This window comes from Fuscovulum blasticum DSM 2131, from assembly GCF_003034965.1.
GTDB lineage: Bacteria > Pseudomonadota > Alphaproteobacteria > Rhodobacterales > Rhodobacteraceae > Pseudogemmobacter > Pseudogemmobacter blasticus.
In genome coordinates, this window is the sequence record NZ_PZKE01000002.1 from 252998 (window position 1) to 272574 (window position 19577).

Genomic DNA, 19577 nt, shown 5'->3' on the forward strand with positions numbered 1-19577 from the left:
GACCGCCCTGAAAATGGCACCTGTTGTGGTTGGCGCCGACGGCGGGGCCAACAGGTTGATGCAGGCCGGCATCGCACCGCAGGCGGTGATCGGCGATCTGGATTCGATTTCCAGCCAGACCCGTGCCGCCCTGCCGCCCGAAGTGCTGCATCACCTGACCGATCAGGCCACCACAGACTTTGACAAGGCGCTGCGCTCGATTGTGGCGCCCTTCGTTCTGGCCCTGGGATTCGCCGGCGCGCGAATCGACCACGGGCTTGCCGTGATGAACGTGCTGGTGCGCCATGCTGGCCGTCGCTGTCTGGTCGTCGGGCCGCAGGACGTGGCCTTCGCGGCCCCCCCCCGATCTGGCGCTGCGCCTGCGCCCCGGCGATCCGCTGTCGCTGTTCCCCATGGCCCCCGTCACCGGCCACAGCACCGGGCTGGAATGGCCGATCACGGGGCTGCATTTCGCGCCCGACGGATTCATCGGCACCTCGAACCGGGTCTCGGCCCCGGATGTCCGGCTGACCTTCGACAGCCCCGGCATGATCGTGATCCTGCCGCGCGCGCGCCTGAAGGCGGCGGTCACGGCCCTGCGGGCGCTTCCGGCTCGGCCGAGGGCGCCCGGTCACGATGCGCCGCCCGCTCACGCGAAATGATATACAGGCCCGAGGCCACGATCACCGCGATGCCCGCCGCCGTCATCAGGTTCGGCAGGTCATCGAAGATCAGATAGCCCAGCAGCACCGCCACCACGATCTCGAAGTAGTGCAGCGGCGCCAGCGTGGCGGAAGGCGCGAATTTCAGCGCATAGGTCATGCACATATGGCTGACCGCCGCCCAGAACCCCACGCCGAACAGCCACAGCCAGACCACCCCCTGCGGCCAGATCGTGCCCAGTTCGGGCACGCTGCCGCCATGGAAGGCCCACATCACCGGCAGGCACAGGACAAGCCCGGTCCAGCTTGTGTGAAACTGCATAGCAACAGGGTGCATGTAGGCCGAGATGGCCCGCGTCACCAGCATGTAGAAGGCAAAGAAGAACGCGGTTCCCAGGGGCCACAGCGCCACCATCCCGAACACCGCCAGCGACGGCTGGATCACCAGCAGCGCCCCGCCGAAGCCCACCACGCAGGCCGCAATGCGCCGCGGCCCCACCGCATCACCAAAGATCAGCGGCCCCAGCAAGAGCAGGATGAACGGTTCGACAAAGGCGATGGCCAGCGCATCGGCCAGCGGCATCACCGCAATGCCCGACACGAAGGAAAAGGTGGACAGGATCAGGAACGCCGCCCGCAGCGTGACAAATCCCAGCGCCCGCCGGTCCAGCCGCAGCGGCACGCCCATGAACAGCACCACCGGCAGCATCAGCGCGCCCTGCACCAGAAAGCGCGCGGTGGTGATCTGGCCGACCGGCACCCCGGCCTCGGCCGCCAGCTTGGACGATACGTCCAGAAGCGGGGCCAACATGCAGAAGGCCAGCATCAGCAGGATGCCGGGAAGGATACGGTCGCTGTTCATTCCCAACCGCTAACCGCCCCGCCGCCGCCCCGCCATCCCGAAAACGACACCGGCCCGCAGTTCGTTCCTCGGGGCAGACGGCCGCCCGATGTCGCGGCCGCCCTTGCGCGACCCGCCGCTTCCGCCTAGATAGCCGCATCGGCCGCGAAGGACCAAGCCCCATGGAAACCGTCATCCTCACCGTCCACCTGATCCTTGCCCTTCTGCTGATCGGCGTGGTTCTGCTGCAGCGCAACGAAGGCGGCGCGCTGCTGTCGGGCGGGGGCAACATGCAGGCCCGCGGTCAGGCCACCGCGCTGACCAAACTGACCTGGGTCTTTGCGGCGGCCTTCATCGCCACCTCGATCACGCTGACCGTGCTGGGCACGCGCGGCACCGGCACCGGATCGGTCGTCGATACCATCGCACCGACCGCACCCGCGCAGGACGCACCCGCCGCGCCGGTTCCCGGCGCCGACCTGCTGCCGCCCGGCCCGGCCGACGCACCCGCCGCACCGCCGGTTCCGGCTGCCCCCGCAGCACCGGCCGCACCGGCCGCACCGGCCGCACCCGCGAACAGCACCCCGACCACCCCCTGACCACAATCCTTTGACGGGAACGGGCCGCCGCAGACATGATCTTGCGGCAACGGTTGCGCGCAGCCGCGCGCAGCGTTATAACCCAAATCCCGTGGTGCCGCGATTCCACCCCCCCGAATCGCGCTTTTGACAACACGGGAGTCCCGCCTTGGCGCGTTACATCTTCATTACCGGCGGCGTGGTTTCCTCTCTGGGCAAGGGCCTTGCCTCCGCCGCCCTTGGCGCGCTGTTGCAGGCCCGCGGCTATACCGTCCGCCTGCGCAAGTTGGACCCCTACCTGAACGTCGATCCGGGCACGATGTCGCCGTTTGAGCATGGCGAGGTCTTCGTGACCGATGACGGCGCCGAGACCGACCTGGACCTTGGCCATTACGAACGCTTCACCGGCGTCCATGCCCGCCAGACCGACTCCATCTCCTCGGGCCGCATCTATTCCAACGTGCTGGAAAAGGAACGCCGGGGCGACTACCTTGGCAAGACCATACAGGTCATCCCTCACGTCACCAATGAAATCAAAGACTTCCTCCACATCGGGGATGATGAGGTCGATTTCATGCTGTGCGAGATCGGCGGCACCGTCGGGGACATCGAGGGGCTGCCGTTCTTTGAAGCCATCCGCCAGTTCATCCACGAACGCCCGCGCGGCCAGTCGATCCTGATGCACCTGACGCTGCTGCCCTACCTTGCGGCCAGTGGAGAGCTGAAGACCAAACCCACCCAGCACAGCGTCAAGGAACTGCAATCCATCGGCCTTGCGCCCGACGTGCTGGTCTGCCGCAGCGAACATCCGATCCCGGATCGCGAGCGGGAAAAGATCGCCCTCTTCTGCAACGTCCGCAAAGAGGCCGTCATTCCCGCCTATGACCTGAAGACCATCTACCAGGCCCCCCTTGCCTATCACGCGGCCGGGCTGGACCAGGCGGTTCTGGATGCCTTCGGCATCACCCCCGCGCCGAAGCCCAACCTTGCCCGCTGGGAAGACGTGATGGACCGCCTCAACCACCCCGAGGGCGAGGTTCGCATTGCCATCGTCGGCAAATACACCCAGCTTGAAGACGCCTACAAATCCATTGCCGAGGCGCTGACCCATGGCGGCATGGCGAACCGCACCAAGGTTCGGGCCGAATGGATCGACGCCGAGATCTTCGAACGCGAAGACCCCGCGCCTTACCTGGAAAACTTCCACGCTATCCTTGTTCCCGGCGGCTTTGGCGAACGCGGCACCGAAGGCAAGATCAAGGCCGCCCGCTACGCGCGCGAAAAGAAGATCCCCTACCTTGGCATCTGCCTTGGAATGCAGATGGCCGTGATCGAGGCCGCCCGAAATCTGGTGGGCCTCAAGAACGCCGGGTCCGAGGAATTCGACCACGAGGCAGGCGAAAAGCGCTTCACCCCGGTGGTCTATCACCTCAAGGAATGGGTGCAGGGCAACCACACCGTCCGGCGCAAGGCAGATGACGCCAAGGGCGGCACCATGCGGCTGGGCGCCTATACCGCCAACCTGAAAGAAGGGTCGAAGGTGGCGCAGGTCTATGGCACCACCGTGATCGAGGAGCGCCATCGCCACCGCTACGAGGTGGACATCCGCTACCGCGACCAGCTTGAAAAATGCGGCCTCAGCTTCTCGGGCATGTCCCCCGACGGCCGCCTGCCCGAAATCGTCGAGGTGCAGGATCACCCCTGGTTCATCGGCGTGCAGTTCCACCCCGAACTGAAATCCAAACCCTTCGCCCCCCACCCGCTGTTCGCGGATTTCGTCCGTGCCGCGGTCGAGGTCAGCCGGCTGGTTTAGGCGGCCTTCCACGCCGTTTGCCCTGGCCCATCAGGGCGTCTGAGGATCGCGCGGATCACGCCCGCGCAGCCTTGGCCAAGCCTCTGGCGCCTGGCCGGCCATTTGGCCCCGTGGCGACAGGGCGTTTGGAAGTCCTGCGATGACTTTAGCCCGATGCCGCCCCTGCCCCGATCTGTCGGGAGATGGCCCCCGGGCCGTCTTGCGCCCCCCCGAACCGCGCCCTATATTGGCTTTGTCCGGGGCAACCCGGACTATGGCGATAAACGCACCTGTAATAATCGGCTCGGACCCGGGGGCGGTACCCGGCGGCTCCACCAGACTTTCCCGTTCATTGCGGGCGTGTGGGGCCGAAATAGGATCGACGAACGACCAAAGAGGCCAGCTTTCGCTCGGTGAGGTACCACCGTTATCGGTCCAAGATCACAGTTGCCAATGACAACCGTGCTCCGGTGGCGCTGGCTGCGTAAGCAGCTCGCAATACCAAACCTAAGCCCTTCCGCTTAGCCGCGTAAGGCGGGGTCCGCAGGTACCTGGCAACAGAAACCTGCACCTTCCCCCTTCATTCGCGGTTGCCCTGTCACAATCCGGCGCTACGGTGCCCGGCCATGACAACACCCGGCCTGCCTGAACTGACCCGCACCTTCGCACGCATCGGCTGCCTGTCCTTTGGCGGCCCGGCGGCGCAGATCGCGCTGATGCACCGCGTGGTGCTGGATGAAAAGAAGTGGGTCTCCGAACAGGAATACCTGCGGGCGCTGTCCTTCTGCATGCTGCTGCCCGGCCCCGAGGCGATGCAGCTTGCCACCTGGATCGGCTGGCGGCTGCATGGCGGGTTGGGCGGGCTGATCGCGGGCGGGCTGTTCGTGCTGCCCGGCGCGCTGGTGGTGTTGGCGCTGTCAGCACTTTACGCGGGGTTCGGAACGGTGCCGGCGGTTGCCGCGCTGTTTGCCGGGGTGCAGGCGGCCGTCATCGCCATCGTGATCGAGGCGTTGATCCGGCTGTCACGCCGCGCCCTGCGCGGGCGGGCGGACCTGATGCTGGCGCTGGCCGCCTTCCTTGGCCTGTTCGTGCTGGCCCTGCCCTTTCCGGTGATCCTGATCGCCGCGGGGCTTTGGGGGTTTTTCCGTTCCGCCCCGACCACAGCCGCCCCGACCATTGACACCGCCCCGCCCCCCCGCCCGGACACCGCCGCCGGAGTGGCGCTGGCGCTGTGGCTGGTGCCGCTGGCGTTGGTGCAGGCCTTTGCCCCGGCCCGGCTGGCCGAAATCGCGCTCTATTTCTCGAAGCTGGCCTTGCTGACCTTTGGCGGCGCCTATGCCGTTCTGGCCTGGATGGCGCAAGAGGTGGTCGAGGTGCGCGGCTGGCTGACGCTGCCGCAGATGATGGACGGCTTGGGTCTGGCCGAAACCACGCCCGGACCGCTGATTCTGGTTACGGAATTCGTCGGCTACATGGCCGGCCACGGCGCCGGAGGCTGGGCAATGGGACTGGCCGGGGCGGGCATCGCGGTCTGGATGACCTTTGCCCCGTCCTTCCTGTTCATCTTCGCCGGGGCGCCCTTCATCGAACGGCTGACCCGGATGCCCCGGCTTTCGGGCGCGCTGGCCGCCATCACCGCCGCCGTGGTGGGGGTGATCGCCAGCCTGTCGCTGTGGTTCGCGCTGCATGTGCTTTTCGGCAGCGTGCAGCGCCTGACCCTTGGCCCGGTCAACATGCCCTGGCCCGATCTGGCCTCGCTGCAACCGCTGTCGCTGGGGCTGGCGCTGCTGGCGGGCTGGCTGCTGCTGCGCCGGCACTGGCCGCTGCTGGCGGTGCTGGGCCTTTCCGCCCTGCTTTCCATCATCCTGCGCGCGATCTGACGGCGGCGGTGCATCCGCAGGCCGTCGCCCCCTTTCCTTGGCCCGCGAATCCCCTATGCTGGGCCGCAGCGAAGGGGGACACCGGATGGTCCGCAGCATCGACTATGGCAATCTCATGCATCAGGCCATGCGCGGCCTGATCCAGACCGTTCTGCGCGATGTTGCAGAGCATGGCCTGCCGGGCGCGCACCACTTCTTCATCACTTTCGACACCACCCACCCGGATGTCGCCATCGCCGACTGGCTGAAGGCACGCTATCCTTCCGAAATGACGGTGGTGATCCAGAACTGGTACGAAAACCTGGAAGTCACCGACGACGGCTTCTCGATCACCCTGAATTTCGGCAACAACCCCGAACCGCTGGTCATTCCCTTCGATGCGGTCCGCACCTTCGTAGACCCCTCGGTCGAATTTGGCCTGCGCTTCGAAAGCCACGAAGAAGAAGGGGACGAGGACGAGGGCGAAGAAGGGGATGACGCCGAAGAAACCCCGGTCCCCGTGCACGACGCCGAAATCGTGCGCCTCGACCAGTTCCGCAAGCCCTAGGCCTTTGGCCAACGATCTGGACCTGTTCCGCCGCCGGCTGCTGCAAAATCCGCGGCAGGTGTCCGCCATTGCCCCCTCGTCGCGGACGCTGGCACGCGCGATGACGCTGGGGCTTGGCCCGCAATCGGGCCGCGTGGTAGAATTCGGGCCGGGCACCGGCCGGCTGACCGAGGCGATCCTGGCCCGTGGCGTGCCGCCGCAGAATCTGACGCTGTTCGAACTGGACGAGGAATTCGTCGTCCATCTGAAAAGCCGCTTTCCGGGCGTGACGGTCATCCAGGCCGGGGCACAGACCGCCGCCGATCATGTAGCGCCGGGCGTGCAGACGGTGATCTCCGGCCTGCCGCTGCTGTCGATGCCGGAAGCGGTGCGCGAAGGCATCGTCGCGGCGGCGTTCCGCGTTCTGGGCCCGCGCGGCACCTATGTGCAATTCACCTATGGCAACCGCCCGCCGCTGCCGCCCGAGGTGATTGCCGCCCTTGGCCTGCGGGTGAACAAGGGCCACAAGATCTGGGCCAACCTGCCCCCGGCCCGCGTCTTCCGCTTTCGCCGGAGCTGACCGCGAAACCAACGGTATGCGACGGTATGCCGATTGATTTCACCCCGGCGCGGGTCTATTCGGGCGGCGAGAGTTTGCTGGAGGCACCCGATGACCGCGACCCGCACCGAAACTGACAGCTTTGGCCCGCTGGAGGTTCCCAGCCACAAGTATTGGGGCGCGCAGACGCAGCGCTCGATCATCAATTTCCCGATCGGCTGGGAAAAGCAGCCGGTGCCGATCATCCGCGCCCTTGGTGTGATCAAGAAAGCCGCCGCCATCGTGAACGAGGCACAGGGCGACCTGCCGGCAGATCTGTCCCGGGCCATCCAGCAGGCGGCGCAGGAAGTGATCGACGGCAAGTTCGACGACAACTTCCCGCTGGTGGTCTGGCAGACCGGGTCGGGCACGCAGTCGAACATGAATGCCAACGAGGTGATCTCGAACCGCGCGATCGAGATCATGGGCGGGGTGATGGGCTCGAAGAAGCCGGTCCATCCGAATGACCATGTGAACATGGGCCAGTCGTCGAACGACACCTTCCCCACCGCCATGCACGTTGCCATCGGCACCCATACGCGCGACGTGCTGATCCCCGGCCTTGAAAAGCTGTCCCGCGCACTGTGGGCCAAGGTCGAGGAGTTCAAGGACATCATCAAGATCGGCCGCACCCATACGCAGGACGCCACGCCGCTGACGCTGGGCCAGGAATTCAGCGGCTATGCCACCCAGGTTGACCGCGGCATCGAACGGGTCAAGCTGGCCTTGCCTCATATCTACGAACTGGCGCAGGGCGGTACCGCCGTGGGCACCGGGCTGAACACCCGCAAGGGTTATGACGCGCGCGTGGCGGCGGAAATCGCCGCGATCACCGGCCTGCCCTTCGTCACTGCCCCCAACAAGTTCGAGGCGCTGGCCGCCCATGACGCGATGGTGTTCTACTCGGGCGCGCTGAAGACAGTGGCGGCGGCGCTGTTCAAGATCGCCAACGACCTGCGGCTTTTGGGGTCCGGCCCCCGCTCGGGCTTGGGCGAGCTGATCCTGCCGGAAAACGAACCCGGCTCCAGCATCATGCCGGGCAAGGTGAACCCGACCCAGGCCGAGGCGCTGACCATGGTCTGCGCCCATGTCATGGGCAACGATGCGGCCGTGGGCTTTGCCGGCAGCCAGGGCCATTTCGAACTGAACGTCTACAACCCGATGATGAGCTACAATGTGCTGCAATCGATCCAGCTTCTGGGGGATGCGGCCAGCTCGTTCACCGACAACATGGTCGTGGGCACCAAGGCCAATGTGGCCCGGATCGAGAAGCTGATGAAGGAAAGCCTGATGCTGGTGACGGCGCTGGCGCCGACCATCGGCTATGATGCCGCGACCAAGGTCGCCAAGACCGCGCACAAGAACGGCACCACCCTGCGCGAAGAGGCGATTGCCCTTGGCTATGTCGATGGCGAAACCTTCGACCGCATCGTCCGGCCGGAAGACATGATTGGCCCCAAGGACTGACCATGGCCGAGATCGTCAACCTTCGCAGTGCGAAAAAGCAGGCGGCCCGCAAGGCCGCCCGCGCGAAGGGCGACGAGAACGCCGCGAAGTTCGGCCGCAGCAAGGCTGAGCGCGAGCTGGAGAAGGCGCGGGCGGAAAAGGCCGCCCGCGACCACGACGGCCACCGCCGCGATACGGGCTGATCGGGGATTAACCGGAGATTAACCCTCATTGCCCGATCCTCCGGTGCAGGAGGTGGCTATGAAGGATCTGCCCGGGTATCTCAGCCCCGAACATTGGATCGCGCATCTGTTTTCGTCGCAGGCGGCGCGCGAGGGCGGCGTCATTCGCCGCAAGCTGCGGGATGTCGGGCGTGAGGCATTTCTGGCCGAGATGCGACGGCGCGGCTTTCCGGTTGTGGAAAACGCCGGCCAGTTCGTGATCTTCTGCAATCGCGAACCGATCCGCCGTGTCGCCTGACGCGATTTCTTCAAAGAAATCGCGTCGGAGCCTTTGAAGGGTCCGGCCCGGAGTTTTCAAAAACTCCGGTGGCTTCAACGCTGCCGCAGGGCTAGATTTCGTCCCCATGACCACCCGCCCCGCGAAACATTCCCTCACCCTGCACGGCCATCGCACCAGCGTCTCGCTGGAGCCCGAGTTCTGGGAGGCCTTCCGCGACATTGCCGCCCTGCGGGACCTGTCGGTGAACCAGCTTGCGTCCGAAATCGACGCCGCGCGTCGCGGAGAGGAGGGCCTTGCCTCGGCGATCCGGGTCTTCTGCCTGAAACATCATCAGGGCACCTGACAGCCGGAAGGGAACATCCATGCGCGCCGCCGTCCTTCGCGCCTATCGCGCCCCCCTGTCGCTGGAAACCGTCGCAGACCCGGTCTGCGAAGCCGATGGCGTGGTGCTGAAGGTGCTGGCCTGCGGCATCTGCCGATCTGACTGGCACGGCTGGGTGGGCGAACACCCCAAGGTGCGCCCGGGCGACATTCCCGGCCATGAGTACTGCGGCGAGGTGATCGAAGCCGGGCCGCTGGCAAAATGGCGCCCCGGCGACCGGGTGATCGCGCCCTTCATCCTGGCCTGCGGCGACTGCCCCGACTGCCGCTCGGGCCAGACCACAACCTGTCGCAGCCAGCGCGTGCCGGGCTTTGGCGACAGGGGGGCCTGGGCCGAATATGTCTCAGTGCCCCATGCCCACAACCTGACCCGCCTGCCCGACAGCCTGTCGCCCGCGCTGGCCGCGGGCTTGGGCTGCCGTGTCACCACCGCCTATCACGGCCTGACCGGCCGCGCCGCCTTGCAGGCGGGCGAATGGCTGGCGGTGCATGGCACGGGCGGAATCGGCCTGTCCTGCCTGCTGCTGGGGCAGGCACTTGGCGCGCGGGTCATCGTCGTTGACGTGGTGCCGGAAAAGCTGGCCCATGCGCGGGCGCTGGGGGCCGAACATGCGCTGGATGCGCGTCAGGGCGATGTGGCGGCGCAGATCGTGGAACTGACCGGCGGCGGCGCCCATGTCAGCGTCGAGGCGCTGGGGATCGAAGCCACCGCCAATGCCTCGCTGCGCTGTCTGCGCCCTCTGGGCCGGCATGTGCAGGTGGGCCTGCCGGTCGGCCATACCGCCACCATGCAGATCGACATGAACGCCCTTTACATGCGGCAGTTGTCGGTGTTCGGCACCCGGGGGATGCCGGCTTGGCGCTACCCCTCGCTGTTGTCGCTGATCGAGACCGGGCGAGTGGACGTATCCCCCATCGTCGCCCGCACCGTGGCCCTGTCGCAGGCCACCGGCGAGTTGCGCGCCTTCGACGGCCCCACCGCCCCCGGCGTTGCCGTCATCACCGATTTCGCCGCCTAGCCGGCCACCCGCGCCAGCACCGGTACCAGATCGCCATAGCCGGTGAAGCGCCGCTCATAGGCCAGCCCCAGACGGGCGGCGCAGTCCTGCGCCCTGGCATCCAGCGCCGGGTCATTGGTCTGGGCCTGATAGACCAGCTTGGTGTAATTGCCGAACATCATGTCCCGCAGTTCCGGGTGCCGGTCCAGCCCCATTGGGCGCCAGACGAAGGCATCAAACTGGCGCACCAGAAAATCGGTCAGGTAAAATGCGGTGATTTCGCTTTCGGAATGGCGGGCGAAGACCTCATTCCCTTCAAAAAACGAATAACAGTGCGGGCCTTCGACCATTTCGACGCCCAGTTCCCTGCACTTTTCGAACAATTGACCGCCAGTCCCGCAATCTGCGTAGACCACGAAGATCTGTTCGTAATCCGCGCGCCGGTCCCGCACCACCGCCTCAACCGCCGTCACAATCCGGTCCGGCCAGAGGTGCAGGTTGGCGGGCAGGCATTGCAGATCAAGGTGCGTCCAGCCGTTCGCCGCGCGGACGTCCAGAATCTCACGCGCCAACGCGCCACAGGCCACCAGCAGGATGCGCCCCTGCCGCGCTTCGGCCAGCCCGTCCTGCGTCAGCGTCTCGTCGGGTGGCGTCAGCGCCACTGACGCGCCCCGACGATCAGGCTACCGACCAGCGTGGCGAAGGCAGCGGCCGCAAGCGGGGCCTTGACCCAGACCAGCAACAAAATGGTCAGACCAGCGGCCAGAATGACCAGCGCCAGAAGACCAAGGAAATGAGTGAGTGGCATGATCTCGCCCTCCGTTCCTTCAATCTGGTCCTTCTTCGGACCGATTCCAAGTCACGAATGAAAGAGGCCCCGGAAATACCGGGGCCGCCTTGGAAATTTCGTCTGGCTCAGCCGTTGAGCTGGTTGTGCTTGCGGCTGACCAGCGTCTTGGCGGTTTCCACGGCCACGGCCGCATCGCGGCAATAGGCATCGGCCCCGATGGCGCGGCTGAACTCTTCGTTCAGGGGCGCACCGCCGACCAGCACGATATAGTCTTCGCGCATCCCCTTTTCCTTCAGCGTGTCGATCACGACCTTCATGTAGGGCATGGTCGTGGTCAGCAGCGCCGACATGCCCAGAATGTCGGGCTTTTCGCTGTCCAGCGCGTCCAGGTATTTCTCGACGGCATTGTTGATGCCCAGGTCCACAACTTCGAACCCGGCGCCTTCCATCATCATCGCGACAAGGTTCTTGCCGATGTCGTGGATGTCGCCCTTGACGGTGCCGATCACCATCTTGCCCATCCGCGGCGCGCCGGTTTCGGCCAGAAGCGGCTTCAGGATGGTCATCCCCGCCTTCATGGCATTGGCCGACAGCAGAACTTCCGGCACGAACAGGATGCCGTCGCGGAAATCGTCGCCGACGATCTTCATGCCGGCAACCAGCGCCTTGGTCAGCACGTCATAGGGCGTCCAGCCGCGTTCCAGCAGGATGTTGGTACCGTCCTCGATTTCTTCCTTCAGGCCGTCGTAAAGATCGTCATGCATCTGCAGGACAAGCTCGTCGTCCGAGAGTTCGGAGAGGATGATTTCTTCGTCGTCGGCCATGGGGCACTCCGGGGTGTCGGTCTCTGCCATTGTGCATGCGGCGAAAGCGCCTCTTGCACTTCTCAGTAAGCGACATGCGCCGGATGAAAGCCGACAGCAAGCGGAAAAGCGGGGCCAGGGTGCAAAGCCGGACCTTGGCAAATGTTCGCTTTTTGTTCTATAATGCCGCCATGCAAGCGCCCCACCCTTCCCTTCTGCCCGGACAGCGCAAACGCGGCCGTGGTGCCGCGTCCAACATCACGGGCCGGTTCGAAGGCCACAGCCGCGAAAGCGCCGATGACGGCTGGGACATCCCCGAGGAAGAGCGGCTGATCGCGACCGAGGTGCGCGAGGAACAGCCGCGGTCCGCCCTGAGCTGGAACCGCTCGCCCGACCTGCCCTTCGACCGCAGCATCAACCCCTATCGCGGCTGCGAACACGGCTGCATCTACTGCTTCGCCCGACCGACCCATGCTTACCTGAACCTCTCGCCGGGGTTGGATTTCGAAACCCGGCTGATCGCCCGCCCCGGCATCGCCGCCGTGCTGGAGCGTGAGCTGCGGGCGCGGTCCTACAAGGTCGCGCCGGTGGCGCTTGGCACCAACACCGACCCCTATCAGCCGGTCGAGGCGAAATGGCAGATCATGCGCGAGGTGCTGAAGGTTCTGGCCGAGTTCCGCCACCCGCTGGCGATCACCACCAAGGGCACGCTGATCGAGCGCGACCTTGACCTGCTGGCACCGATGGCGGCGCAGGGGCTGTTGCGGGTGGGTGTCTCGGTCACCACGCTGGACGCGGGGCTGTCGCGCCGGCTGGAACCGCGCGCCCCTGCCCCGGCGCGGCGGCTGGAAACCATCCGCCGGCTGACCACTGCCGGCATCCCGGTGCGGGCGATGGTGGCGCCGGTGATCCCCGGCCTGACCGATGCCGAACTGGACGCCATCCTGGAAGCCACGCGCGATGCCGGCGCCAGCGCGGCAAGCTGGATCATGTTGCGCCTGCCGCTTGAGGTGGCCCCACTGTTCCGCGACTGGCTGGCCGAACATGCCCCCGGACGCGCCGCCAAGGTGATGGACCGGGTCCGGCAGTCGCATGGAGGCAAGGATTATGACGCCGCCTGGGGCAAACGGATGCGCGGCGAAGGGCTGTGGTCGCGGCTGATCGCGCAAAGGTTCGACAAGGCCATTGCCCGGCTGGGGCTGGACAAGGCCCTGCCGCCCCTGCGTTGCGACCTGTTCGCCGTCCCGTTCCGGCGCGGCGATCAACTGGGTCTGTTCTGACCGGAGGCCATCTGTCGGCAAATTCCTTCGAAGAAAATTGCCCGGACCCTTCGCAGGGTCCGGTGTCCGGCCTCAGCCGCGCCGCCCGCGCCGTTCGCGGCGGGCGGGGCCTTCGCCATCGGTCCCGTCCGAGGCAGACGAGAACGCGCCCAGCTTGGCCTGAATATCCTCGACCGTCGGGCGCGGGCCCTTGGGCCGGCTTTCCAGCGCGGCGCGCATCGCCTTCAGGTGTTCCGGCATGGTGCCGCAGCAGCCGCCAATGATCCGCACCCCGGCATCGCGCGCCAGCACGGCATATTCCGCCATCAGTTCGGGCGTGCCGTCATAATGGATATGGCCGTCGTGGAACTTGGGAATCCCGGCATTGCCCTTGGCGATGACCGGCCGCTGCGATCCGGTGGCCATGAAGCCCAGAACCGTGCGCATCAGATCGCTGGCGCCCACGCCGCAATTCGCACCGAAGGCAATCGGCGGATTGGGCAGCTTTTCCACCATCTCGGCCATGGCGGCCGAGGTGACGCCCATCATCGTGCGCCCGGCGGTGTCAAAGCTCATGGTGCCGCACCAGGGCATCCCCGCCAACGCCGCAGCTTCGGCTGCCGCCCGGTATTCCTCGGGCGCGCTGATGGTTTCCACCCACAGCACGTCTGCCCCGCCTTCCTTCAGCCCCTCGGCCTGCTCATGGAAGATCTCGACTGCGGCCGCATGGGTCAGGCTGCCGATGGGTTCGAAAATCTCGCCGGTCGGGCCCACCGACCCGGCCACCACCACCGTGCGGCCCGACTTGTCGGCAATCTCGCGCCCCAGCGCGGCGCCAACGCGGTTCAGCTCGCGCACCCGGCCCTGGGCATTGTGCAGCTTCAGCCGCGCCGCATTGCCCCCGAAGGTATTGGTCAGGAAGATGTCCGACCCTGCGTCTACCGCCGAGGCATAGAGTTTGCGGATGTTGTCGGGCTTGTCGATGTTCCACAGCTCGGGCGGTTCGCCCGAAGACAGGCCCATGTTGAACAGGTTGGTCCCGGTGGCCCCGTCAGCCATCAGCCAGTCACGGGTAGACAGCAGTTTCGTCAGCGCATCGGTCGCCATCACGGGCCCTTCCTGAAAACACCTGTTTCAACGGGGCCAAGCTGTGCCATGGCCCCGCAAGGGATGCAATCCAAACCGAAGGCCGGCGTCACCGGCCAGGGCGCGGCGGGCAAGGGGCGGTGTCAGACTTCCGTCATCAGTTGCGCCTTGGCAACCGGCAGCAGCTCGGCCAGCTTGGCGCGGACGGTTTCTGCGGTGGCCTTGCCGGCCAGATCGGCCACGACCTTGCGAACCACATCCTCGTGCCCGGCTTCGGCCAGATCGGCGCCGACCACTTCCATCGCATAGGCATCGGCCTGATCGCCGGTCTTGCCCATCAGATCTGCCGCCCAAAGGCCAAGCAGCCTGTTGCGGCGCGCCTCGGCCTTGAACTGCATCTCGCTGTCATGGGCGAACTTGGCTTCGAAGGCCTGTTCGCGATCGTCGAAGGTGGTCATGGTATCCCCCGGGCGCGTTGGAACTGTTCCTCGTCATATGCCCACCTCGGGCGTTGCCTGCAAGCCCCAAGCCGCCCGCCTTGCGACGCGCGGCCCCTTGGCTTATAGGCCAAAGGCAAGCATGGGGTGGCTGGGCCGCCCCTTTCGTCATTTCTCCCCGGAGCAAGCATGGCACGGCGCAAGAAGGTTTACGAAGGCAAGGCCAAGATCCTGTTCGAGGGGCCCGAACCGGGCACGCTGGTGCAGTATTTCAAGGATGACGAACAGGCCACCACCGTTTCGCCGATCAGCGCCGCGGTTGAAGGCAAGGGCGTGCTGAACAACCGCCTGTCGGAATTCTTCATGTCCGGCCTGAACGCCATCGGTGTGCCGACGCATTTCATCCGCCGCCTGAACATGCGCGAACAACTGGTCCGCATGGCCGAGATCATTCCGCTGGAAGTGGTGGTCCGCAACTTCGCCGCCGGCGATATCAGCCAGCGGCTGGGCATCCCGGAAGGCACGCCGCTGCCGCGGCCGATCGTCGAATACTACTTCAAGGATGACAAGCTGGGCACCCCCCTGGTGGCCGAGGAGCACATCATCGCCTTCGGCTGGGCCAACCAGCAGGATCTGGACGACATGATCGCGCTGGCGCTGCGGGTCAATGACTTCCTGTCGGGCGTGATGCTGGGCGTGGGCGTGCGGCTGGCCGACTTCCGCATCGAAGTGGGCCGCGTCTGGGAAGGCGATTTCATGCGCCTGATCGTGGCCGACGAGATCAGCCCCGATTCGATGCGCCTGTGGGACATGCGGCTGACCGAGCGCGCCGATGGCACGCAGGCCGACCCCGGCCCGCTGACCGATGTTCACACCGAACTGGCCCGCCGCCTCGGTGTGCTGCCCTCGAACGTGACGCACCCGGCCAAGCCGTCGCTGATCAACTGACGCCGGCCTGCGCCGGGGCTACAGCGCCTCGGCCAGGGCGGCCAGCTTGGCCATCGTGGTCTGACCCAGCTCGACAGCCCCGAAGGACTCGGCCCCCTTCTTCATGGCCTCGGTCGGGAAGGTCATCACATAATCCTGCCGCGTGCCCTGCCCTTCGGGGGCCAGCATCACCACGATTTCCGCCGGATCACCCGACCCTTCGCCATCATCCATCATGTATTCGATCCGGTCCATCGGTCGCATCAGCCTGTAACGGTGGCGGTTGGGCCAGACCGTCCCATCCGGGCCGTTCATGTCGAATACCCACTGCCCGCCCTGCCGCAGGTCGATGCTTTTCGTGGTGCAGGAATAGCCCGCCGGGCCGAACCAGCGCGGCAGAAGCGCGGGGTCGGTCCAGCAGCGCCAGACCTTGGCCGGCGGCGCGGCAATCACCCGTGTCAGCGTCAAGGTGCGGTTGGCCCGGTCATCCATGATCAAGCCCCCCGCTCACAGCCCCTGCGCCAGCGCATCAAGCTGATCGGCGGCGGTGCCCCAGCCGTCATGGAAGCCCATCTTCTCATGCTCGTCCCGCTGGGTCGGGGTGCGGTGCAGCGCGACCGCGCGGTAAAGCGTGCCACTGCCTTCGGGTTCCAGCAGGATGAAGGCGGTGAAGCCGAAACTTTCGCTGTTCGGACGCCAACAGCCTTGCAGCAGATCGGTCCAGACCAGCCGGCGCTCGGGCACCACCTCAAGAAAGCAGCCGTGACCCGGCATTTCGCCATGGCCCGGCACATCCATCACGGTCTTGAAGCTGCCGCCGGGGCGCAGGTCGATTTCCACATCGCGGGTGACCACCGGCTTCGGGGCAAACCATTGTTCCAGCAGGCGCGGCTCGGTCCAGCAGCGCCAGACCTTGGCCGGCGAAGCCTTGAGGTGGCGGACCAGTTCCAGGTCGGTTGCGGGGTCAATCTTCATCACTCGTCCTCCATCGTTGACAACAGGGCCTCCAGCCGGTCGGTGCGCGCTTCCCAGTCGGCGCGGACCCGGGCCAGCCAGTCTTCGGCCTGTGCCATGGCGCCGGGCACCGGGCGGCAGATCCGGCTGCGGCCGGATTTGCGGGTTTCGATCAGGCCAGCCGCTTCCAGCACCGACAGATGGCGCAGGATGGTGGGCAGGCGCAGGCCGCTGGGTTCCGCCAGTTCGGTCACCGCCGCAGGCCCCGCCGACAGCCGCAGCACCATGGCCCGGCGGGTGGGGTCGGACAGTGCCTGAAAGATCAGCGACAGATCGGGATCATGCTTAGCCATAAAGCTAAGTATCACCGAACAGGGGCGGCGGGCAAGGCTTGCTTTTCGTGCAGCCGCCTTGCTGCGATAAGGGCAGCGCCCGACCGCGGGTGGGCGCCCGACAGTGCGATGCCGGCACTTTATGGTGCAAGCCCGCCGGAGTGCAGAGCAGGGAACTTCCGCGCAAAAGCGCCCGCCCGGGGGGCGGTCGGGCGCTGCCCGGGCCGCTGGCGCGGCTGTTCCGGGCAAAAGCCCCCTTCGGCCACAACTTTCAGCCTTTCGCGAAAGGTGATGCGCGCCCGGCCCCGGCAATCGGGCCACCCTGCGGCCTTGCCGGGGGGACAGGCCGCGCCCTATCCTGCGCCGCAGACCCAGCAAGGACCAAAGCCCCATGACCACGCGTATCAACAAGGCGGGCCTTCAGGTCGCCACCGAACTGGCCGACTTCCTTGAAACGCAGGCCCTGCCCGGCACCGGCATCACTCCGGCGCGGTTCTGGGACGGGCTGGCCGGCCTGCTGCGCGACTTTGCCCCGCAGAACCGGGCGCTGCTGGCCCGGCGCCAGGATCTTCAGGCGCAGATCGACGCCTGGCATGTCGCGCGGCGCGGCCAGCCGCATGACCATGCCGCCTACAAGGCCTTCCTGACCGACATCGGCTATCTGCGCCCCGAAGGCTCCGATTTCACCATCGAGACCACCGGCGTCGATCCCGAGGTCGCCTCCGTGGCCGGGCCGCAGCTTGTGGTGCCGGTCACCAATGCCCGCTACGCCCTGAACGCCGCCAATGCGCGCTGGGGCAGCCTTTACGATTGCCTCTACGGCACCGATGCCATGGGATCGGCCCCGCCGAAGGGCGGCTATGACCGGGGTCGCGGCGCGCGGGTGGTGGCCCGGGCGCGGGTCTTCCTGGACGAAGCCTTCCCGATTGCCGGCACCAGCCATGCCGATGTGCGGCGCTATCACGTCAAGGACGGCGCGCTTCTGGTGGATGACCTGCCGCTGGTGCAGCCGGAAAAATTCGTCGGCTATCGCGGCAACCCCAGGGCGCCCGAGGCGGTGCTTCTGCGCAACAATGGCCTGCATGTCGAACTGGTCTTCGACCGGGCGCATTTCATCGGCGCCCGCGATCAGGCCGGTCTGGCTGATGTGCAGATGGAAAGCGCGCTGACCGCGATCATGGATTGCGAGGATTCGGTCGCCTGCGTCGACGCGGCCGACAAGGTGCAGGCCTATGCCAACTGGCTGGGCCTGATGACCGGCACTCTGAGCGAACGGTTCGAAAAGGCCGGCCGCCCGGTGGACCGCCGGCTTGCCCCTGACCGCACCTATCTGGACCCGGCCGGTACCCCCTTCACCCTCAAGGGTCGCGCTCTGATGTGGGTGCGCAACGTGGGCCATCTGATGACCAACCCCGCGATCCTGCTGCCCGACGGCGGCGAGGTGCCCGAGGGGCTGATGGATGCCATGGTCACGGTGACCATCGCCCTGCACGATCTGCGCAAGTCCGGGGGCCTGCGCAACTCGGCCCATGGGGCGGTCTATGTGGTCAAGCCCAAGATGCACGGCCCAGACGAGGTGGCCTTTGCCGATGCGGTGATGGGCCGGGTGGAACAGGTGTTGGGCCTGCCCGCCAACACCGTCAAGATGGGCATCATGGACGAGGAACGCCGCACCACGGTGAACCTCAAGGAATGTATCCGCGCGGCCAGGGCACGGGTTGCCTTCATCAACACCGGCTTCCTTGACCGCACGGGGGACGAGATCCACACCAGCATGGAAGCCGGCCCGTTCAGCCGCAAGGATTTCATCAAGCGGAAATCCTGGATCACCGCCTATGAAAACCTGAACGTCGACATCGGCCTGGAATGTGGGCTGGCCGGGCGCGCACAGATCGGCAAGGGCATGTGGGCCATGCCCGACCTGATGGCGGCCATGCTGGATGAAAAGATCGCCCATCCCCGCGCGGGGGCGAACACGGCCTGGGTGCCCTCGCCCACCGCCGCCACACTTCATGCGCTGCATTACCACAAGGTCGACGTGGCCGCCGTGCAGGCGCGGCTGGCGCGCGGCGGGCGGCGGGCGCATGTCGATGGGGTGCTGGATATTCCGCTGGCCAGCTTCCGCACCTGGACCACGGCCCAGATCGCGCGTGAGGTCGAGAACAACGCGCAAGGCATCCTGGGCTATGTGGTGCGCTGGATCGACCAGGGCGTCGGCTGTTCCAAGGTGCCCGACATCAACGATGTGGGTCTGATGGAAGACCGCGCCACCTGCCGCATCTCGGCGCAGCATGTGGCCAACTGGCTGCATCATGGCGTGGTCAGCGCCGATCAGGTCATGGCGGCGCTGCAAAAGATGGCGGCGGTGGTGGATCGCCAGAATGCCGGTGACCCGGCCTATCGGCCCATGGCGCCGGGCTTTCAGGGCATCGCCTTCCAGGCCGCCTGCGATCTGGTGTTCAAGGGGCGCGAACAGCCTTCGGGCTATACCGAACCGCTGCTGCACGCCTGGCGGCTGAAGGCCAAGGCGGCGGGCTGAGACAGCCCCCGCGGCGGGCCGGTCAGCCAATGTCCAGCGCGATGGCATGGATGCGGGTCGTCAGGTCGCCCAGGGCGCGGTTGACGGCCCGGTGCCGATCAACACGCCCCATCGCGGCCAGACTGGCGGCCCGGATGCGGATGCGGTAATGGCTGTCGCCGCTGCCGTCATCGCCCGCATGTCCGGCGTGGCGATGGCTTTCGTTCTCGATCTCCAGCTCCTGCGGTGCAAAGGCGGCGGTCAGCCGCGCCGCAATCTCGTCCCTCACGTTCATTTTTTTCCACGCCCCTTCAATCTGCTGCCGAAA

The 19577-nt window shown here is 66.4% G+C and carries 24 protein-coding genes, 1 other RNA gene and 1 pseudogene; 16 read left to right on the forward strand and 10 right to left on the reverse strand.

Annotated elements, in window-relative coordinates:
* Positions 1 to 13: 13 nt before the first annotated feature.
* Together C5F44_RS18285 and C5F44_RS18290 are read left to right on the forward strand one after the other, a co-directional pair.
* A pseudogene (locus C5F44_RS18285) lies at positions 14 to 283 on the forward strand (thiamine pyrophosphokinase); the annotation flags it as partial.
* A 1-nt stretch (position 284) separates the two neighbouring features.
* Positions 285 to 641: a hypothetical protein gene (locus tag C5F44_RS18290; RefSeq protein ID WP_328588455.1), complete on the forward strand. Its 357-nt coding sequence runs from the start codon at positions 285 to 287 to the stop codon at positions 639 to 641.
* On the opposite strand, the gene C5F44_RS03385 is transcribed toward C5F44_RS18290, so the two are convergent.
* Entirely contained in the window at positions 568 to 1503 is a 936-nt protein-coding gene (locus tag C5F44_RS03385; RefSeq protein WP_412917521.1) for a DMT family transporter, read from the reverse strand. The two genes, C5F44_RS18290 and C5F44_RS03385, sit on opposite strands and share 74 nt — an antisense overlap.
* Before the next feature lie 161 nt (positions 1504 to 1664).
* Here C5F44_RS03385 and secG point away from each other — a divergent pair, with 161 nt between their 5' ends.
* The 11 genes from secG (at position 1665) to C5F44_RS03440 (ending at position 10164) form a co-directional block, all read left to right on the forward strand.
* A complete protein-coding gene (gene secG / locus C5F44_RS03390; RefSeq protein ID WP_107672090.1) occupies positions 1665 to 2081 on the forward strand; it encodes a preprotein translocase subunit SecG in 417 nt (138 codons plus the stop codon).
* 148 nt (positions 2082 to 2229) lie between these two features.
* Positions 2230 to 3873, forward strand: coding sequence for a CTP synthase (locus C5F44_RS03395; protein WP_107672091.1), 1644 nt, complete (start codon positions 2230 to 2232; stop codon positions 3871 to 3873).
* A gap of 195 nt (positions 3874 to 4068) precedes the next feature.
* Positions 4069 to 4424: a transfer-messenger RNA gene (ssrA, locus tag C5F44_RS03400) on the forward strand.
* A 54-nt stretch (positions 4425 to 4478) separates the two neighbouring features.
* Entirely contained in the window at positions 4479 to 5732 is a 1254-nt protein-coding gene (gene chrA / locus C5F44_RS03405) for a chromate efflux transporter (RefSeq protein ID WP_107672092.1), read from the forward strand.
* Positions 5733 to 5817: 85 nt separating this feature from the next.
* Complete coding sequence (locus C5F44_RS03410; protein WP_107672184.1) at positions 5818 to 6279, forward strand: SspB family protein; 462 nt, start codon at positions 5818 to 5820, stop codon at positions 6277 to 6279.
* A gap of 4 nt (positions 6280 to 6283) precedes the next feature.
* Complete coding sequence (locus tag C5F44_RS03415; RefSeq protein ID WP_181318172.1) at positions 6284 to 6838, forward strand: class I SAM-dependent methyltransferase; 555 nt, start codon at positions 6284 to 6286, stop codon at positions 6836 to 6838.
* 90 nt (positions 6839 to 6928) lie between these two features.
* On the forward strand, positions 6929 to 8323 hold the full coding sequence (fumC, locus tag C5F44_RS03420; RefSeq protein ID WP_107672094.1) for a class II fumarate hydratase: 1395 nt from the start codon (positions 6929 to 6931) through the stop codon (positions 8321 to 8323).
* Positions 8324 to 8325: 2 nt separating this feature from the next.
* A complete protein-coding gene (locus C5F44_RS03425) occupies positions 8326 to 8505 on the forward strand; it encodes a DUF4169 family protein (RefSeq protein WP_107672095.1) in 180 nt (59 codons plus the stop codon).
* 58 nt (positions 8506 to 8563) lie between these two features.
* The gene (locus C5F44_RS03430; RefSeq protein ID WP_107672096.1) at positions 8564 to 8782 is read left to right on the forward strand and encodes an N-(5'-phosphoribosyl)anthranilate isomerase; all 219 of its coding nucleotides are present in this window, start codon (positions 8564 to 8566) and stop codon (positions 8780 to 8782) included.
* A gap of 106 nt (positions 8783 to 8888) precedes the next feature.
* Positions 8889 to 9107: a ribbon-helix-helix domain-containing protein gene (locus C5F44_RS03435; protein ID WP_107672097.1), complete on the forward strand. Its 219-nt coding sequence runs from the start codon at positions 8889 to 8891 to the stop codon at positions 9105 to 9107.
* 19 nt (positions 9108 to 9126) lie between these two features.
* A complete protein-coding gene (locus tag C5F44_RS03440; protein WP_107672098.1) occupies positions 9127 to 10164 on the forward strand; it encodes a zinc-binding dehydrogenase in 1038 nt (345 codons plus the stop codon).
* Here the strand turns inward: C5F44_RS03440 and C5F44_RS03445 are convergent.
* The 3 genes from C5F44_RS03445 to C5F44_RS03450 form a co-directional block, all read right to left on the reverse strand.
* Entirely contained in the window at positions 10161 to 10799 is a 639-nt protein-coding gene (locus tag C5F44_RS03445) for a DUF1638 domain-containing protein (RefSeq protein ID WP_107672185.1), read from the reverse strand. The genes C5F44_RS03440 and C5F44_RS03445 overlap by 4 nt on opposite strands.
* The gene (locus C5F44_RS17920; RefSeq protein WP_181318173.1) at positions 10796 to 10951 is read right to left on the reverse strand and encodes a hypothetical protein; all 156 of its coding nucleotides are present in this window, start codon (positions 10949 to 10951) and stop codon (positions 10796 to 10798) included. Before C5F44_RS17920 ends, C5F44_RS03445 begins: the two co-directional genes overlap by 4 nt.
* A 107-nt stretch (positions 10952 to 11058) precedes the next feature.
* Positions 11059 to 11757, reverse strand: a complete 699-nt coding sequence (locus tag C5F44_RS03450) for a corrinoid protein (RefSeq protein ID WP_107672186.1) — start codon at positions 11755 to 11757, stop codon at positions 11059 to 11061.
* Positions 11758 to 11927: 170 nt separating this feature from the next.
* Here C5F44_RS03450 and C5F44_RS03455 point away from each other — a divergent pair, with 170 nt between their 5' ends.
* Entirely contained in the window at positions 11928 to 13016 is a 1089-nt protein-coding gene (locus C5F44_RS03455) for a PA0069 family radical SAM protein (protein ID WP_107672187.1), read from the forward strand.
* Positions 13017 to 13088: 72 nt separating this feature from the next.
* On the opposite strand, the gene bmt is transcribed toward C5F44_RS03455, so the two are convergent.
* Both bmt and C5F44_RS03465 read right to left on the reverse strand, forming a co-directional pair.
* Positions 13089 to 14102 (reverse strand): betaine--homocysteine S-methyltransferase, encoded by a 1014-nt coding sequence (gene bmt / locus C5F44_RS03460; RefSeq protein WP_107672099.1) that lies wholly within the window; start codon positions 14100 to 14102, stop codon positions 13089 to 13091.
* Between the two features lie 122 nt (positions 14103 to 14224).
* On the reverse strand, positions 14225 to 14539 hold the full coding sequence (locus tag C5F44_RS03465; RefSeq protein WP_107672100.1) for a DUF1476 domain-containing protein: 315 nt from the start codon (positions 14537 to 14539) through the stop codon (positions 14225 to 14227).
* A 168-nt stretch (positions 14540 to 14707) separates the two neighbouring features.
* Here C5F44_RS03465 and C5F44_RS03470 point away from each other — a divergent pair, with 168 nt between their 5' ends.
* The gene (locus C5F44_RS03470; RefSeq protein ID WP_107672101.1) at positions 14708 to 15466 is read left to right on the forward strand and encodes a phosphoribosylaminoimidazolesuccinocarboxamide synthase; all 759 of its coding nucleotides are present in this window, start codon (positions 14708 to 14710) and stop codon (positions 15464 to 15466) included.
* Positions 15467 to 15484: 18 nt separating this feature from the next.
* Here C5F44_RS03470 and C5F44_RS03475 read toward each other — a convergent pair whose 3' ends face one another.
* From C5F44_RS03475 to C5F44_RS03485, 3 genes are read right to left on the reverse strand one after another with little or no spacing between them, the layout of a single operon-like run.
* Positions 15485 to 15937 (reverse strand): SRPBCC domain-containing protein, encoded by a 453-nt coding sequence (locus C5F44_RS03475; RefSeq protein WP_107672102.1) that lies wholly within the window; start codon positions 15935 to 15937, stop codon positions 15485 to 15487.
* Positions 15938 to 15952: 15 nt separating this feature from the next.
* The gene (locus tag C5F44_RS03480) at positions 15953 to 16420 is read right to left on the reverse strand and encodes an SRPBCC family protein (protein ID WP_107672103.1); all 468 of its coding nucleotides are present in this window, start codon (positions 16418 to 16420) and stop codon (positions 15953 to 15955) included.
* Positions 16420 to 16752, reverse strand: a complete 333-nt coding sequence (locus C5F44_RS03485; protein WP_181318174.1) for an ArsR/SmtB family transcription factor — start codon at positions 16750 to 16752, stop codon at positions 16420 to 16422. The genes C5F44_RS03480 and C5F44_RS03485 overlap by 1 nt, the downstream gene beginning before the upstream one ends.
* Positions 16753 to 17122: 370 nt before the next feature.
* Between C5F44_RS03485 and C5F44_RS03490 the strand changes: the two genes are divergently transcribed.
* Positions 17123 to 19270 carry a malate synthase G gene (locus C5F44_RS03490; protein WP_107672105.1) on the forward strand — a complete coding sequence of 716 codons (2148 nt, stop codon included), beginning with the start codon at positions 17123 to 17125 and terminating at the stop codon, positions 19268 to 19270.
* Between the two features lie 22 nt (positions 19271 to 19292).
* Here the strand turns inward: C5F44_RS03490 and C5F44_RS03495 are convergent, their stop codons facing one another.
* Positions 19293 to 19544 carry a BolA family protein gene (locus C5F44_RS03495; protein ID WP_107672106.1) on the reverse strand — a complete coding sequence of 84 codons (252 nt, stop codon included), beginning with the start codon at positions 19542 to 19544 and terminating at the stop codon, positions 19293 to 19295.
* Positions 19545 to 19577: the final 33 nt, after the last annotated feature.

Coding starts and splice junctions, on each gene's coding strand:
- C5F44_RS18290 (WP_328588455.1), top strand. CDS start 285: ATGCTGGCCGTCGCTGTCTGGTCGTCGGGCCGCAGGACGTGGCCTTCG.
- C5F44_RS03385 (WP_412917521.1), bottom strand. CDS start 1,503: ATGAACAGCGACCGTATCCTTCCCGGCATCCTGCTGATGCTGGCCTTC.
- secG (WP_107672090.1), top strand. CDS start 1,665: ATGGAAACCGTCATCCTCACCGTCCACCTGATCCTTGCCCTTCTGCTG.
- chrA (WP_107672092.1), top strand. CDS start 4,479: ATGACAACACCCGGCCTGCCTGAACTGACCCGCACCTTCGCACGCATC.
- C5F44_RS03410 (WP_107672184.1), top strand. CDS start 5,818: ATGGTCCGCAGCATCGACTATGGCAATCTCATGCATCAGGCCATGCGC.
- fumC (WP_107672094.1), top strand. CDS start 6,929: ATGACCGCGACCCGCACCGAAACTGACAGCTTTGGCCCGCTGGAGGTT.
- C5F44_RS03425 (WP_107672095.1), top strand. CDS start 8,326: ATGGCCGAGATCGTCAACCTTCGCAGTGCGAAAAAGCAGGCGGCCCGC.
- C5F44_RS03430 (WP_107672096.1), top strand. CDS start 8,564: ATGAAGGATCTGCCCGGGTATCTCAGCCCCGAACATTGGATCGCGCAT.
- C5F44_RS03435 (WP_107672097.1), top strand. CDS start 8,889: ATGACCACCCGCCCCGCGAAACATTCCCTCACCCTGCACGGCCATCGC.
- C5F44_RS03440 (WP_107672098.1), top strand. CDS start 9,127: ATGCGCGCCGCCGTCCTTCGCGCCTATCGCGCCCCCCTGTCGCTGGAA.
- C5F44_RS17920 (WP_181318173.1), bottom strand. CDS start 10,951: ATGCCACTCACTCATTTCCTTGGTCTTCTGGCGCTGGTCATTCTGGCC.
- C5F44_RS03450 (WP_107672186.1), bottom strand. CDS start 11,757: ATGGCCGACGACGAAGAAATCATCCTCTCCGAACTCTCGGACGACGAG.
- C5F44_RS03455 (WP_107672187.1), top strand. CDS start 11,928: ATGCAAGCGCCCCACCCTTCCCTTCTGCCCGGACAGCGCAAACGCGGC.
- bmt (WP_107672099.1), bottom strand. CDS start 14,102: ATGGCGACCGATGCGCTGACGAAACTGCTGTCTACCCGTGACTGGCTG.
- C5F44_RS03465 (WP_107672100.1), bottom strand. CDS start 14,539: ATGACCACCTTCGACGATCGCGAACAGGCCTTCGAAGCCAAGTTCGCC.
- C5F44_RS03470 (WP_107672101.1), top strand. CDS start 14,708: ATGGCACGGCGCAAGAAGGTTTACGAAGGCAAGGCCAAGATCCTGTTC.
- C5F44_RS03475 (WP_107672102.1), bottom strand. CDS start 15,937: ATGGATGACCGGGCCAACCGCACCTTGACGCTGACACGGGTGATTGCC.
- C5F44_RS03480 (WP_107672103.1), bottom strand. CDS start 16,420: ATGAAGATTGACCCCGCAACCGACCTGGAACTGGTCCGCCACCTCAAG.
- C5F44_RS03485 (WP_181318174.1), bottom strand. CDS start 16,752: ATGGCTAAGCATGATCCCGATCTGTCGCTGATCTTTCAGGCACTGTCC.
- C5F44_RS03490 (WP_107672105.1), top strand. CDS start 17,123: ATGACCACGCGTATCAACAAGGCGGGCCTTCAGGTCGCCACCGAACTG.
- C5F44_RS03495 (WP_107672106.1), bottom strand. CDS start 19,544: ATGAACGTGAGGGACGAGATTGCGGCGCGGCTGACCGCCGCCTTTGCA.